The organism is Streptomyces sp. NPDC015346 (assembly GCF_043078785.1).
Classification (GTDB): Bacteria; Actinomycetota; Actinomycetes; order Streptomycetales; family Streptomycetaceae; genus Streptomyces.
The window spans coordinates 1,020,919-1,035,688 of the sequence record NZ_JBIBTW010000002.1; the positions used below are offsets into that span (position 1 = coordinate 1,020,919).

General features: G+C 70.9%; 11 protein-coding genes. 2 read left to right on the plus strand and 9 right to left on the minus strand.

The features are described from left to right. Positions 1-15: 15 nt before the first annotated feature. From ACF06X_RS10525 to ACF06X_RS10535, 3 genes are all read right to left on the minus strand, one after another. Positions 16-927: an ADP-ribosylglycohydrolase family protein gene (locus ACF06X_RS10525; RefSeq protein ID WP_392286810.1), complete on the minus strand. Its 912-nt coding sequence runs from the start codon at positions 925-927 to the stop codon at positions 16-18. A 12-nt stretch (positions 928-939) separates the two neighbouring features. After that, a complete protein-coding gene (locus tag ACF06X_RS10530; protein WP_392286811.1) occupies positions 940-1,599 on the minus strand; it encodes a histidine phosphatase family protein in 660 nt (219 codons plus the stop codon). A gap of 170 nt (positions 1,600-1,769) precedes the next feature. After that, positions 1,770-2,375: a YdbC family protein gene (locus ACF06X_RS10535; protein ID WP_392286812.1), complete on the minus strand. Its 606-nt coding sequence runs from the start codon at positions 2,373-2,375 to the stop codon at positions 1,770-1,772. Positions 2,376-2,539: 164 nt separating this feature from the next. Here ACF06X_RS10535 and ACF06X_RS10540 point away from each other — a divergent pair, with 164 nt between their 5' ends. After that, complete coding sequence (locus tag ACF06X_RS10540; RefSeq protein WP_392286813.1) at positions 2,540-3,070, plus strand: TerD family protein; 531 nt, start codon at positions 2,540-2,542, stop codon at positions 3,068-3,070. Positions 3,071-3,185: 115 nt separating this feature from the next. On the opposite strand, the gene ACF06X_RS10545 is transcribed toward ACF06X_RS10540, so the two are convergent. After that, positions 3,186-6,074, minus strand: coding sequence for a vitamin B12-dependent ribonucleotide reductase (locus ACF06X_RS10545; protein WP_392286814.1), 2,889 nt, complete (start codon positions 6,072-6,074; stop codon positions 3,186-3,188). 163 nt (positions 6,075-6,237) lie between these two features. Continuing rightward, on the minus strand, positions 6,238-6,750 hold the full coding sequence (gene nrdR / locus ACF06X_RS10550; protein ID WP_392286815.1) for a transcriptional regulator NrdR: 513 nt from the start codon (positions 6,748-6,750) through the stop codon (positions 6,238-6,240). Between the two features lie 478 nt (positions 6,751-7,228). Here nrdR and lexA point away from each other — a divergent pair, with 478 nt between their 5' ends. Further along, positions 7,229-8,020, plus strand: a complete 792-nt coding sequence (gene lexA, locus ACF06X_RS10555) for a transcriptional repressor LexA (protein WP_392286816.1) — start codon at positions 7,229-7,231, stop codon at positions 8,018-8,020. A 161-nt stretch (positions 8,021-8,181) separates the two neighbouring features. Here lexA and ACF06X_RS10560 read toward each other — a convergent pair whose 3' ends face one another. The 4 genes from ACF06X_RS10560 to ACF06X_RS10575 all read right to left on the minus strand — a co-directional run bounded on the left by ACF06X_RS10560 (position 8,182) and on the right by ACF06X_RS10575 (position 14,757). Then, a complete protein-coding gene (locus ACF06X_RS10560) occupies positions 8,182-10,155 on the minus strand; it encodes an ATP-dependent DNA helicase (RefSeq protein WP_392286817.1) in 1,974 nt (657 codons plus the stop codon). A gap of 37 nt (positions 10,156-10,192) precedes the next feature. Further along, a complete protein-coding gene (locus ACF06X_RS10565; protein WP_392286818.1) occupies positions 10,193-12,022 on the minus strand; it encodes an IucA/IucC family protein in 1,830 nt (609 codons plus the stop codon). A 61-nt stretch (positions 12,023-12,083) separates the two neighbouring features. Then, positions 12,084-12,818 carry a GNAT family N-acetyltransferase gene (locus ACF06X_RS10570; protein WP_392286819.1) on the minus strand — a complete coding sequence of 245 codons (735 nt, stop codon included), beginning with the start codon at positions 12,816-12,818 and terminating at the stop codon, positions 12,084-12,086. A gap of 40 nt (positions 12,819-12,858) precedes the next feature. Beyond that, positions 12,859-14,757 (minus strand): IucA/IucC family protein, encoded by a 1,899-nt coding sequence (locus ACF06X_RS10575; protein WP_392286820.1) that lies wholly within the window; start codon positions 14,755-14,757, stop codon positions 12,859-12,861. Between the last annotated feature and the right edge of the window lie 13 nt (positions 14,758-14,770).

Here is a 14,770-nt window from a genome sequence, read left to right on the forward strand (position 1 = left end):
GTCGGCCGAGGGGCTTCAGGGACGCACGGCGGTCGGCAGCCAGTCCGGCAGCTCCTCCGTCTGCTCCAGCCAGGCGGCGGGCGGCGCGCCCGCGGCGCCGGCGGAGACCACCCCGCCCGCGATGGCGCAGGTCGTGTCGACATCGCCGCCCACCTGAGCGGTCGTCCAGAACACCCGCTCGAAGTCACCGAGGCCGCGGGCCGCGGACCACAGCGCGAACGGCACGGTGTCGTGGGCGCTGGTGCGGCGCCCGCTTCCCAGCACCGCCGCCACGGTCGCGGCGTCGCCGTAGTCGAGCATGTCGCGGGCTCTGCGCAGCCCCGCGCCGACGGCGCTGCGCGGCACGAGCGCGATGACGCCGTCGAGGAGGTCCTCGGGGGTGGGCGGCCCGGCCGGGTTCGCGGCCAGCGCGGCGGCGGCCGCGACGGCCATCGCGCCCACCACGGCTTCGCGGTGCTGGTGCGTGGTGTAGGCGGAGATCTCGGCCTGGTGCGTGGCCTGCTCCGGGTCGTCCGCGTACCAGGCGCCGAGCGGGGCGATCCGCATCGCGGCGCCGTTGCCCCACGAGCCCTGGCCCTTGAAGAGCGCGGCGGCCAGCTCCCGCCAGTCGCCGCCCTCCCTGATGAGCCGGAGCATCCGGTTGACGGCGGGGCCGTACCCCCGGTCGAAATCGTGGTGCTCGGCGAACGAGTGGGCGAGCGCGTCCTGCTCGATCCGCTCGTGCCGTGCGAGCACGGCCAGGACCGAGCAGGCCATCTCGGTGTCGTCGGTCCACTGCCAGGGACCGGGCGGCACCTCGCGTCGTTTCAGCAGCGGAAGGTTGGCGGGGACGAAGAACTGGGAGCCCAGGGCGTCTCCCACGGCCAGCCCTCGGAGGCTGGCCAGGGCGCGGTCGAAGCGCCGGTCGAGAGAGAAGTCAGCGGTCATCGCCCTGCCACTCTATCCGGTGTACCCGTACGGTTCCGGGGTACGCCAGCGTTCGAACGGCCGGTCCAGGGTGTACTTGCCGGACTCGCCGAGGAGCAGCATCCTCGTCTCGCCGTTGCCCGGATTGGACAGCGACTCGAATTCGGCGACCGTCCAGTGGAACCAGCGCATGCAGAACAGGCGCATGGTGAGCCCGTGGGTGACCAGCAGCACGTTCGGCGGGTGGTCGGGCGCCTCGAAACTGCGGTACAGACTCTCCAGGAACGCACCGACCCGGTCGTACACGTCGGCCCCGGACTCACCCTGCGCGAAGCGGTAGAAGAAGTGTCCGTACGCGTCGCGGTACGCCCTCTGCAGGCGGACGTCCTCCCTGTCCTGCCAGTTTCCCCAGTCCTGCTCCCGCAGCCGCGGTTCCTCCCTGACCCGGACGCGCGCCGGATCGAGCCGGAAGGCACGGAGCGTCTCGTGGGTGCGGCGGTACGGCGAGACGTAGACGCTGACCCGTTCCTCCCCGAACAGTTCCCGAAGCCGCGCCCCCGCCTCCTCCGCCTGCCGCAGCCCGGTCGGCGTGAGCCTGAGCGCGTGGTCGGGCTCTCGTTCGTACACGGTGTCGTCGGCATTGCCCTCGGACTCTCCGTGCCGTACGAGAACGATTCGACGTGGTCGGGCCATGCCACGACCCTAGATCGCCCGCCCCCACCGGGCTCAGTCGAGTAGGTGCCCGGACTCCATCCGGCGTATCCGGGAGGAGTCGTGGAGTCGAGGAGTCGAGGACTCGTCGATGGCGTCGGCGACGGTGCGGCCGGCGGCGAGGCGGGGAGTCCGGCCGCGCCGCTGCCTGATCAGACCGTCCAGGACGGCTCGAGCGCCACCACGTCCCCGGTCAGGGCCGCCACGTCGGCCTCCGTCTGGGCGCGCAGCCCGAGCCGTTCGACGCGCTCCGTCCGGTACTTCCCGTGCTCGGCGGCGGACCGCCACATCGACAGCACGATGAACTCGTTCCCGGGCGCCTCCCCGAAGAGACCGCGCAGCATTCCGGGGGATCCGGCCATCGCCGGGTTCCACACCTTCTCCTGCATCAGAGCGAAGTGCTCGACACGGTCCGCGTGCACACGGCAGTGCGCCACCCGGGCCACGTCGGCGTCCGTGAACCTCGGCTCGAAGCCCGTCTTCACGTCGAAGCGGTGGTCGAAGAGCTTGGCCTGGATGTTCTTGTACGTGCCCGTCTGCGCGGCCGCGAGCCGGTCGTGCGACCGCGCCATGAACGAGTCGTAGAAGGCACGGCTCTCCCAGAAGGCGAAGATGTGGGCGACGTCGGGCCGCGCCCGGCTCCACCCTCCGCCCTGTCCCCGGAATCCCGGCTCACCCAGCAACCCCGCCCATTTCCGCTGTCCCCGCTCGAACCCCCGACGGTCCACCACGGTGCAGCGAATCCACTTGACCAGCACCGCGCCATCCTAGGGGGCCGGGCCCGGCGCCCGTCAGCCCACGGCGGAGTGCACCCGCGTTCCGCCCGTGCGACATGACACCATGAACAACCTGCTCGGGACCACGGGCAGTTGACCGGACCAGCGGTGCGCTTCGTACGCGGAGAGCGGAGAGGGGAATCACGGTGAGCGGACTCAACAAGGGGGTCGGCAAGGTCGAGGTGACGCTCAAGTGGGACCCCAGCCCGGTCGGCGCTCCGCCGCACGACCTGGATCTGGTGGCCGGTGTCTACACGGCCGACGATCCATACGGTTCGGCGGCCTATCTGGTGCACTTCGACAGCCGCTCCCCCGACGGCACGATCACGCTCAACCGGGAGAGCCGCACGGGGCAGGGCTTCGGCTACGACGAGGCGATGACCCTGGAACTGGACCGGCTCGCGCCCCGCTACACGCGCGTGGTGGTGGGCGTGGCCATACAGCAGGGCGCCGGCCGGCTCACCTTCGGCGCCGTCGCCAACACCGGCGTACGGATCCGCGAGGGCTACACGGAGCTGACCTCCCACGACTTCGCCGACGCCGCCGACGCCACGGCGGCGACGATCGCGGAGTTCACCCGGGACGGCTCGAACGCCTGGTCCTACCGCTCGCTGCGCCGCGGCTTCGACGCCGACCCGCAGACCTTCGCGACGGTGATGGGCGCCCCGCCGGCCTGACCCCCGCCCGCGGCGGCGCGCACGAGAAAGGGGACCGGCCCCCGGCCGGTCCCCTTCTTCACGCGATGTCCTTCACGCGATGTCCGCTGTCATACGGTGCTCAGCGGCGGACGGTTCAGCTGCACCCGCTGGTCGAGCCGCAGCCCTCGCAGATGTAGCAGGAGCCGGCGCGCTGCATCTTCGTACCGCAGGAGAAGCAGAGCGGGGCGTCCGCGCTGATGCCGAGCTGCATCTCGACGAGCTCCGCCGAGGTGTGCGCCTGCTTGGGAGCGGGGACCTCGGCCTTGACGACCGGGTCGACGGCCTTCAGGGTCTCCGTCTGGCGCGGTGCGGACTGCGCCAGGCCCTCGACGTCCACCTCGTCCTCGGCGGGCTCGTAGGAGCCCGTCTCCAGGTGGCGCTGACGCTCCTCGGCGGAGTGGATGCCGAGCGCGGAGCGGGTCTCGAAGGGCAGGAAGTCCAGCGCCAGGCGGCGGAAGATGTAGTCGACGATCGACTGCGCCATCCGCACATCCGGGTCGTCCGTCATGCCGGCCGGCTCGAAGCGCATGTTGGTGAACTTGGAGACGTACGTCTCCAGCGGAACGCCGTACTGCAGACCGACGGAGACGGCGATGGAGAAGGCGTCCATCATCCCCGCGAGGGTCGAACCCTGCTTGGACATCTTCAGGAAGACCTCGCCGAGACCGTCGTCCGGGTAGGAGTTCGCGGTCATGTAGCCCTCGGCGCCACCGACCGTGAAGGAGGTGGTGATCCCCGGGCGGCCCTTGGGAAGGCGCTTGCGGACGGGGCGGTACTCGACCACCTTCTCGACCGCGGTACGGATCGTGTCCTCGGCCTTCTCGGTGATCTCGGCCTTCTCCTGCTCCTTCTTCTTCGCGGAGAGGGGCTGGCCGACCTTGCAGTTGTCGCGGTAGATCGCGAGCGCCTTGACGCCCATCTTCCACGCCTCGAAGTAGACCTCCTCGACGTCCTCGACCGTGGCCGTCTCCGGCAGGTTCACGGTCTTGGAGAGGGCGCCGGAGATCCACGGCTGGATGGCGGCCATCATGCGGACGTGGCCCATCGCGGAGATGGAGCGCTCGCCCATGGCGCAGTCGAAGACCTCGTAGTGCTCGGTCTTCAGGCCGGGGGCGTCGATCACGTTGCCGTGCTCGGCGATGTGGGCGACGATCGCCTCGATCTGCTCCTCCTGGTAACCCAGGCGGCGCAGGGCCTGCGGGACGGTGCCGTTGACGATCTGCATCGAGCCGCCGCCGACCAGCTTCTTGAACTTGACCAGGGCGAGGTCGGGCTCGAGGCCGGTGGTGTCGCAGGACATCGCGAGACCGATGGTGCCGGTGGGGGCGATGACCGAGGCCTGGGCGTTGCGGAAGCCGTTCTTGGCGCCGAGGCGGATCACGTCCTGCCACGCCTCGGTGGCGGCGGCCCAGATCGGCGAGTCGAGGTCGTCCATGCGGACGGCCGCGGTGTTGGCGTCGGCGTGCTGCTTCATGACGCGCTGGTGCGGCTCGGCGTTGCGGGCGTAGCCGTCGTACGGGCCGACGACCGCGGCGAGCTCCGCGGAGCGCTTGTACGAAGTGCCGGTCATCAACGAGGTGATGGCACCGGCCAGGGCGCGGCCGCCGTCGGAGTCGTACGCGTGGCCGGTCGCCATCAGCAGGGCGCCGAGGTTGGCGTAGCCGATGCCGAGCTGGCGGAAGGCGCGGGTGTTCTCACCGATCTTCTGGGTGGGGAAGTCGGCGAAGCAGATGGAGATGTCCATCGCGGTGATGACGAGCTCGACGACCTTGGCGAAGCGCTCCGAGTCGAACGACTGGTTGCCCTTGCCGTCGTCCTTGAGGAACTTCATCAGGTTCAGCGAGGCGAGGTTGCAGGACGTGTTGTCCAGGTGCATGTACTCGCTGCACGGGTTCGAGCCGTTGATGCGGCCGGACTCGGGGCAGGTGTGCCAGCGGTTGATCGTGTCGTCGTACTGGATGCCCGGGTCGGCGCAGGCCCAGGCGGCCTCGGCCATCTTGCGGAACAGCGCCTTGGCGTCGACCTCCTCGATGACCTCGCCGGTCATACGGGACGTGAGGCCGAACTTGCCGCCCTGCTCGACCGCCTTCATGAACGTGTCGTTCACGCGGACCGAGTTGTTGGCGTTCTGGTACTGGACGGACGTGATGTCGTCGCCGCCCAGGTCCATGTCGAAGCCCGCGTCACGCAGGGCGCGGATCTTCTCCTCCTCCTTGACCTTGGTCTGGATGAAGTCCTCGATGTCGGGGTGGTCGACGTCGAGGATGACCATCTTGGCCGCGCGGCGGGTGGCACCACCGGACTTGATCGTTCCTGCGGAGGCGTCGGCGCCGCGCATGAAGGAGACCGGGCCGGAGGCGTTGCCGCCGGAGGAGAGGAGCTCCTTGGAGGAGCGGATACGGGAGAGGTTCAGGCCGGCACCGGAGCCGCCCTTGAAGATCATGCCCTCTTCCTTGTACCAGTCGAGGATCGACTCCATGGAGTCGTCGACGGACAGGATGAAGCAGGCGGAGACCTGCTGCGGCTGCGGCGTGCCGACGTTGAACCACACCGGGGAGTTGAAGCTGAAGATCTGGTGCAGGAGGGCGTAGGCCAGCTCGTGCTCGAAGATCTCGGCGTCGGCGGGCGACGCGAAGTAGCCGTGCTCCTCACCGGCCTTCGTGTACGTCTTCACGATCCGGTCGATGAGCTGCTTGAGCCCGGTCTCGCGCTGCGGGGTGCCGACGGCGCCCCGGAAGTACTTGCTGGTGACGATGTTGACCGCGTTCACCGACCAGAAGTCGGGGAACTCGACGCCACGCTGCTCGAAGTTGATCGAGCCGTCGCGCCAGTTGGTCATGACGACGTCACGACGCTCCCAGACCACCTCGTCGTACGGATGCACGCCAGGAGTGGTGTGGATGCGCTCGATACGCAGGCCCTTGCTCGCCTTGGTTCCCTTGGCGCGGGAACCTCGTGCCGGACCGCTCGCCGTCTCTGTCATGCCGCCTCCCATATACGGGCAAAACACCCTGAAGTGCCCAGAAAGTCCCGGGGCACCGTCTTCTTGTCTGCTGCCGCGAGCCCCACCGAGGGCACTCGCGACACGTTTTTCGGCCGCTCACGACCGGTCCCGGCCGGGCTCTCGCCCCGGCCCGGCCCCCCGGTCAGTCGGCGGCGGTGGCGGGAACGGGGACCTCGGGGGTCGCTCCGGTCCCGCGTTCCTCCGTGAGAGGCCGCTGATCGCGGAGTTCCGCGACGGCGGCCTCGAAGTCGTCGAGGCTGTCGAAAGCCTTGTAAACGGATGCGAAGCGCAGGTACGCGACGAGATCGAGCTCCTGCAACGGGCCGAGGATGGCCAGTCCCACGTCGTGGGTGGTCAGCTCGGCGCTCCCGGTGGCGCGCACCGCCTCCTCGACCCGCTGGCCGAGCTTGGCGAGGGCGTCCTCGGTCACGGGCCGCCCCTGGCACGCCTTGCGCACGCCGGAGATGACCTTGGTACGACTGAAGGGTTCGGTCACTCCGGACCGCTTGATCACCATCAGCGACGCGGTCTCCACCGTCGTGAAACGACGGGAGCAGTCGGGGCACTGGCGGCGGCGTCGGATCGACGTCCCGTCGTCGGTGGTGCGACTGTCGACGACACGGCTGTCGGGGTGCCTGCAGAAGGGGCAATGCATGGCTCCGACCCTCCCTCATGGCACGACTGAATAGCCTCGCCGAGCCCGTCAAGGCCCCTCGAAGCGACCCCCAGCATAGGCGATGCGTGCCCCCCGGACAGACCGGGGACCACAACCTCTAGGTGGCTGATGCAATCCAACCACTAGATCTGGGGTTGGGCGGCTTTTACGGCGCTTCGCGCGTGTCGTGCACCCGCGACACCGGCGACCGGCCACGAGGGTACGGGAAGCGCGCGGCTACGCCGATTCGGACCCCTCGGATGCCACACTGGCAGGGCGGCCCCGGTGCCGGACGCGTCGAACGCGAACGCTACCGTAATGACCGAATTGCCACCGCGACCGGGCGCGCGCATACACCCACCTGCGGAGACACGTAAGGCAATCTGCGATTTTTCACTCGAACGTGTGTTTGGCGCAACCTTTCGAAAGCCACTACCGTTGTGCCAGCCAGGGAGACCATTCGAGAGGGGCCGCCGACGTGACCACCACCGCAGACAGTGCCACCATCACTGCCCAGGACCGCTCCCAGGGCCGACTCGAGCCGGTGCATGCCATGAACGACACAGTCATGAACGGAGACGGGGAGCCAGGCCGGCCCGCGCGCTCCCTGCCCGGACGACCTCCAGGCATCAGGGCCGACAGCTCCGGCCTCACGGACCGCCAGCGGAGGGTCATCGAGGTCATCCGCGACTCGGTCCAGCGTCGCGGGTACCCGCCGTCGATGCGCGAGATCGGTCAGGCGGTGGGCCTCTCCAGCACCTCCTCGGTCGCTCACCAGCTGATGGCCCTGGAGCGCAAGGGCTTCCTCCGCCGTGACCCGCACCGACCGCGAGCGTACGAGGTGCGGGGCTCGGACCAGCCCAGCACCCAGCCGACGGACACCACCGGCAAGCCCGCCGCCTCGTACGTACCGCTGGTCGGCCGGATCGCCGCCGGCGGTCCGATCCTCGCCGAGGAGTCGGTCGAGGACGTCTTCCCGCTGCCTCGGCAGCTGGTCGGCGACGGCGAGCTGTTCGTGCTGAAGGTCGTCGGAGACTCGATGATCGAGGCCGCGATCTGTGACGGCGACTGGGTGACCGTGCGCCGCCAGCCGGTCGCGGAGAACGGCGACATCGTGGCCGCCATGCTCGACGGCGAGGCGACGGTCAAGCGCTTCAAGCGCGAGGACGGCCACGTCTGGCTGCTGCCGCACAACGCCGCGTACCAGCCGATCCCCGGTGACGAGGCCACCATCCTCGGCAAGGTCGTCGCCGTGCTGCGGCGGGTGTGACGCCACCTCGCCCGCTCTGACCGGGCCCCGGGACCCACTGCGCCGGTCCCGGGGCCTGCTCCGTCCTCCCATGGCTCTCAGGGCCCCTGCCCACTCGGCAGGGGCCCTGAGGCGTTTCCAGGCCGTTCGAGCGGCCTCCCGGGACACGGGGAGGCCGCCCCTCAGACGCCTGCCGCCTTCGACGCGGCGTCGATCGCCGCCAGCGACTTGCGGACCTGGTTGCGGTCCGTGGTGTACCAGAAGTCGGGCAGTGACGACTTCAGATAGCCGCCGTACCGGGCCGTGGCGAGCCGCGGGTCCAGCACGGCGACGACCCCGCGGTCTCCGGACGCTCGTACGAGTCGTCCCGCGCCCTGTGCCATCAGCAGGGCCGCGTGCGTGGCGGCCACGGCCATGAAGCCGTTGCCGCCGGCCTCCTCCACCGCCTTCTGGCGCGCGCTCATCAGCGGGTCGTCCGGACGCGGGAAGGGGATCTTGTCCATCACCACCAGCTGGCAGCTGGCACCGGGCACGTCCACGCCCTGCCACAGCGAGAGCGTCCCGAACAGGCAGGTCTGCGGCTCGGCCGAGAAGGTCTTGATCAGCTCACCGAGGGTGTCCTCGCCCTGGAGCAGGATCGGGAACTCGGGGATGCGGGAGCGCAGCTCCTCCGCGGCGAGCTGAGCGGCGCGCATCGAGGAGAACAGACCGAGCGTGCGGCCGCCCGCCGCCTGCATCAGCTCGGTCAGCTCGTCGAGCATGTCGGCGCGGTCGCCGTCGCGGGCGGGCCGGGCCAGGTGCTTGGCCACGTAGAGAATGCCCTGCTTGGGGTAGTCGAACGGCGAGCCGACGTCGATGCCCTTCCACACCGGGACGTCGTCGCCCTCCGTCCCCTCCGGGGCGAGTCCCAGCGAGGCGCCGACCCCGTTGAAGTCGCCGCCGAGCTTCAGGGTGGCCGAGGTGAGCACCACCGACCGGTCCGCGAAGAGCTTCTCGCGCAGCAGGCCGGAGACCGAGAGCGGGGCCACCCGCAGGGAGGCGCCGAAACGGTCGTGCCGTTCGTACCAGACGACGTCGTACTCGGAGCCCTGCGTGATCCGCTCCGCGACGCCATGGACGGTCTCGACCGACGCCATGGCCTGCTTGCGGACCGCGTCCTCGTCCTGGACGGACTTGTCCCGGGTGGAGCCGAGCGCCGTGATCACCGCACGGGCGGCGTCGCGCAGCGCCATCAGGGCGTAGCCCAGGTCCTCCGGGATCTCCTCCAGGCGGCCCGGTAGCGCCAGCTCCATCACCCGCTCGAAACCCTCGGCGGCGGTCTGGAGCTGGTCGGCTGTCTTCTCGTCGACCAGCTTCGCGGCGCGGCGGACCGCCCGGTTGACCTGGCCGGGGGTGAGCTCGCCGGTGGCCACGCCGGTCACACGGGACACCAGCTCGTGGGCCTCGTCGACGATCAGCACTTCGTGCTGCGGCAGGACGGGGGCGCCCTCGATCGCGTCGATGGCGAGCAGCGCGTGATTGGTGACGACGACGTCGGCGAGCTTGGCCCGCTCGCGGGCCGCCTCGGCGAAGCACTCCGCCCCGTACGCGCACTTGCTCGCCCCCAGGCACTCACGGGAGGAGACCGACACCTGCGCCCAGGCCCGGTCGGAGACGCCGGGCGTCAGATTGTCCCGGTCGCCGGTCTCCGTCTCGTCGGACCAGTCCCGCAGCCGGAGCAGGTCCTGGCCCAGCTTGCTGGTGGGGGCCGCGGCCTCGAAGGGGTCGAAGAGGCCGTCCTCCTCGTCCTGGGGAACGCCCTCGTGGAGGCGGTGCAGGCAGAGGTAGTTCGACCGCCCCTTGAGCATGGCGAACTCCGGGCGGCGGCGCAGCTGCGGGTGGAGCGCCTCGACCGTGCGCGGAAGGTCACGCTCGACCAGCTGACGCTGCAGGGCCAGGGTGGCCGTGGCCACCACCACGCGCTCGCCGTGCGCCAGGGCGGGCACCAGGTAGCCGAGGGACTTTCCGGTGCCGGTGCCGGCCTGGACGAGGAGGTGGGAGCTGTCGTCGATGGCCTCGGCAACTGCCTCGGCCATGGTGACCTGGCCGGGCCGCTCCACACCGCCGACGGCGGAGACGGCGGCGTGGAGGAGGTCGGGGAGGGATGGCTTCGTCATAGCGCGTCCAGCCTACGGCGCGGCACTGACAGTCGGATCACGCGAGCGGATTCGGGACCGTCCCGTGGACGGCGGCGTGCGGCCGCTCGGGGCGGTCGCGGTAGCCGTCCAGGTGCAGACGGTTGCGGTTGAGGCACAGCCGCTCGATGCGCGGGGTGAGCAGATCGAAGAGCTCGAACCGTTCCTTCAGCTCGGGGAAGCGTGCCTGGTGGCTCAGGATCTGGGCGCGCACGAGCGCCCAGAAGTCGGCCTCCGGCACCGCCAGTTGTTCCTCGCAGAGCGGTGCCAGGTAGCGGAAGACCCCGACGAAGAGCCCTGAATGGATGAACTGGGTCAGGAAGTCGGGTTCCTCCGTCAGAAGGACGGCCCGCACGTCGTCCGGCATCGCGTCGTGCTCGGGCAGCGGGCGCGCGCTGATGTTCACGTCGTCGACGAAGTCCTTGATCGCCAGGCGTACCGGGACGTCCTGCTCGTCGTAGACGACGATGGCGTTCTCGCCGTGCGGGGAGAACACGGTGCCGTACTGGTAGAGGAAGTGCAGCAGCGGCGGCAGGAGCGAGGTGAAGAGGTGCTGGAGCCAGACCTCGGGAGCGAGGCCGGAGCGCTCGACCAGCTCGGCGACGAAGGCCCGGCCGTCCGGATCGGTGTGGAGCAGGGAGGCGAGCGTGCGGGCCCGCTCGCCCGGCGGCAGCCTGAGCGGTTCGCGCCAGATCGCGCCAAGCAGTTCCTTGTACTGGTAGGGAACCTCGGGCAACCGGTCGTAGAGAGGGTGCTCGACGGTGACGGAGGCGACCTCGCCGAGCAGGATCACCCCGCACTCGTCGCGCAGGAACGGATCGGCGTCGCGCAGCCCGTGGACCCAGGAGGTGACGGCGGGGGCGGCGAGGGTCCGCTCCGTGGGGAGGCCGCGCCACACCAGGGTGTTGAGGACGGAGAGCGGCAGCTTCACCGTGTGCCGGTCGGGCCTGCTCGTGTTGAGGAAGGTGCGGACGGACTGCTGCGGCAGCCGGAGATCGCCGTCGGCGGGGAGCGGCACGACGGCCCCGGCGGCGACGGCCGGAGCGTAGAGCGGGAGCAGGACCTCGTCCCACTGCCAGGGGTGGACGGGCAGGAGGAGGTACCTCTCGGGGTCGAGGCCCCGGGCCCGGAGCACGGCGTGGAAGGTGTCGAGGACCTCGGCGTCGAGCTCGCGCGCGTAGAGCCGGTCGGGGGTGTCGAGACCCGGGACTCCTCGGTAGGAGGCGAGGTCGGTGCTGACCGCGATCCAGGGCAGGCGGGAGGCGCGGCGGGCCTCGGGGGCCCACCGGGCGGCGTCGCCGGCGGAGAAGCCGATCCGGCCCTTGTTGAGGACGAGCCACGGGTGGCCGGTCTGGTGACCTTCGAGTTCGGCGTACGGGAGATCGGCGAGGCGGTCGGCGGTCAGCGCCGTCTGCTCGAGCCGTGCGTCCGCGGCGAGGGTGGTGGTGAGCTCGCGGATCATATGGCCGAGGGTGGCTCCATCGAGACCGAGGAGTCGCCGGGCTCGGACGAGGAAGTCGAGGGGGTCGGTCAGCGCCTGCCCGTCGAGGGTGATCGAGTCGGCTGCGACCCGCCAGCTTCCGTACGCACCGCGCCGGGCGGTGAAGCGGAGCGCCGAGCCGTCGTCGAGGCGCAGCTCGTATCGGTCGGGGCGACCGGGGTCATCGGGGCCGGCGGACTCGTCGGGGGCGTCGGGGTCGTCGGCGGGGACGGGCTCGACGATCTCCTCGTACGCGAACTCGCCCACCGTCTTGGCCAGCAGGCGGGCGGACGCGCGGGTCCAGGCGGCCGGGTTCAGCTCGGGAGGCGAGAACAGTGCGGAGTCGTGGGTGGCAGGGGACGACGGCACGGGGACTCCTCGGGGTGGGAACCGCTGTGGGTCGGGCGGTGTATGTAAGGCGGAGGGGCGTTCACAGGACGTGCCGAAGGGTGCGGTCACGGACCATGAGGGCGGCTCGCTTGTCGGGAAGGTCGACCTCCGCGGAGAAGCGGAAGCCGGCGCTCAGGAAGGCGGAGACGGAGGGGGTGTTGCGCAGGTCTGGTTCGGCGACGACACGGGAGCACCGAGGGCGGTGGTCGAGGACGAGATCGGCGACGGCTCGCAGGAGCGTCGTGCCGATTCCGCGGCCGCGGTCGGCGACGCTGCCCAGGAGCAGATGGATCCCTGTGTCGTGGGGGCGTGCCGGGTAGTGGCGGGCGAGCGGGTCGAGGTCGGCCCGGTAGATCTCGAAGTAGCTCATGGGGGTGGAGTCCAGGACACCGAGGCAGGGCACGCTGCGGCCGTCGCCGTCGAGTTGGGCCCGGATGTGGGAGGCGGTCACGGTCTCGGGGCCGGCCAGCTCCCAGAAGGCGGCCACGGCCGGGTCGTTCATCCAGCGGCTGATGAGCGTCAGGTCCCGTTCGAGCCGCACGGGTACGAGTCGGAAGGATCCGACCGGGGTCGGGGCCGGACTCCATGCGGCGACGGCGTCGAGGAGGTCGCCGTCGGCGGTCGCCGTGCTGTCGCCCGCCGCGAAGAGGGCGATGAGTTCGTCCGAGAGGTGCAGGTCCAGGGTGTCCTCTCCGCCGGTGTCCGCCGGGGGCGGGGGGCTGGTTCCGGCGCCGGCGAGGTCGTCGGTGTCGGCGCTCGCGTCGGTGGGAGGCACGGAGCCATTCTCCTCTCTGCGGTGCGGTCGGCGTGGTCTTTCAGGCACGAAGGGGGTTGGTGATGGTGACGTAGACGGACTGGGTGTCGACGGGTCCGACGAGCTCGTCCAGGCCGTGCAGGCGGGTGAGCAGGTTGGCCTTGCAGCGCAGGGTCGCGGCTTCCAGGAGGCGGTGGGGCAGGGGGGAGCCGAGGCCGGTGGCGGAGGTGAGGAACTGGCGGAAGCCTGCGAGCAGGACGCGTTCGTCGGCGAGACGTTGGGAGCCGAAGGCGCCGATCAGGCCGAGGACGTTATTGATGCCGAGGTAGTAGGCGAAGCGTTCGTCGGTCACCTGGTCGGAGACGAAGGTGTCGCTGGCGGCGCCGATGCCGGGGAGGCGGCTCTCCAGCTCGTCGCGGCGGGACTCGCGGAAGTAGTAGCCCTGGTTGTCGCGGTAGCGGCCGCCGACCGGCCAGCCGTCGGGGTCGAGGAGCACGAGGGTGTTCTGCTGGTGGGCCTCGAGGGCGACTCCGGCGGTGCCGTCGAGCCAGAGCACGGGCCGGACGACCTGGTCGAGGTAGCGCAGGAACCACTCGGCGGCGACGGCGGGGGTGGGACGGCCGGTGCGGGCGGCGAGCCGGGTGACAAGGTCGGCGAGGCGGGAGCTCATCCGGGTCGTGCCGGGCCAGGGACGGGGGGCGGTGAGGGCGGCGATGCAGACGGCGTCGTCCCCGGCGGCGAAGGGATTGTGTCGGATCATCACGTCCAGGCCGGGTACGGGGGCGCCGTCCGGGGTGTCGACCGCGAGCCAGGCGGGGTCGCGGACGATGTCGAAGCCGGGGTGGGCGGCCTGCCACTGGTCGACGAGCCCGGTGCGCAGGAGCCGGTGGACCTCGACGCCGCGGTGGAGTTCCTTGCGGAGGTTCTCACGCCGCGAGTTGGTGATGCGGACGCCGAGGGAGAGCTTGAGCATCGTCCGGGCGCCGGGGCGGTGGACGGTGCGCACGGAGGAGGTGGGGTGCCAGGAGGCGCCGTGGGGGCCGAGGTCGTGGAGGAGACCGGAGTCGAGGAGGGCGGCGACGGCCGGGCGGTGCGGGAGTTCGCGGGCCTGCCAGGGATGGAGCGGCAACGGCACTGTTCCGGCGGGGACTTCGAGCCCTTCGGCGAGGGCGAGTCCGGTGGCGAGCTGCGCGGCGGTGACCGCGCGGCCCTGTTCGGTCCAGGCGGAGTCGGAGGCGAGGACGGTGTGGTCGACGGCCATCCAGTGCAGGGGGAAGGAGCCGTACAGCTCGGGTGAGAAGAGCCGGGCCTCGGAGTCGGAGAGCCCTTCGCGGCTCTTGGGGGTGGGGTGCAGGGGGTGGCCGAGCAGCAGGGACTGTTCGGCGGTGAGGAAGAGGTCGGCCTCGGGGCCGGGGTTGGGGCGGCGCCGCCGGTCGGCGATGAAGTCGGCGGTGCGGCGGGCCGAGTCGGCGACGCGGCCGACGAGTTCGGTGCCCTCGGGGCGGCCGGTCTCGCGGCTGAGCAGGGCGGCGACGGTGACGGCGTCGGCCGTGGGAGCGGAGGCACGGAGCCCTTCGAGGGCCGGGGCGCCGAAGCGGTGCCATCCCGTGGGCGACCAGTAGCGGACCGGGACGAGGAGGGCGGTGCCACTGGCTTCGAGGGGGATACGGAGCGTGGTGGAGTCGGGGGCGGGGGCGGGCAGGTTCTTCTCCCGCACCCAGCAGCGCAGCAGGTTCTCGATGGTCGCCGTGTCGGCGGCGCGCCGGGCGTCCGGGTCGTCGAGGTGGTCCTGCCACGCGGACGCGCCGCTCGCGGCCGTGGGCGCGTACGGGACGGTGCGGGTGGGTTGCCGGTCGTACGGGCCGGAGTGCTGGCGGGGGACGGTGGCCTGTTCGACGGTGAGCGGGCCGCTGGCGGCGCTGCCGGTGTCGGACGCTTCGGAGGCGGGGCTGGCGTTCACGGGGGCTTCCTTG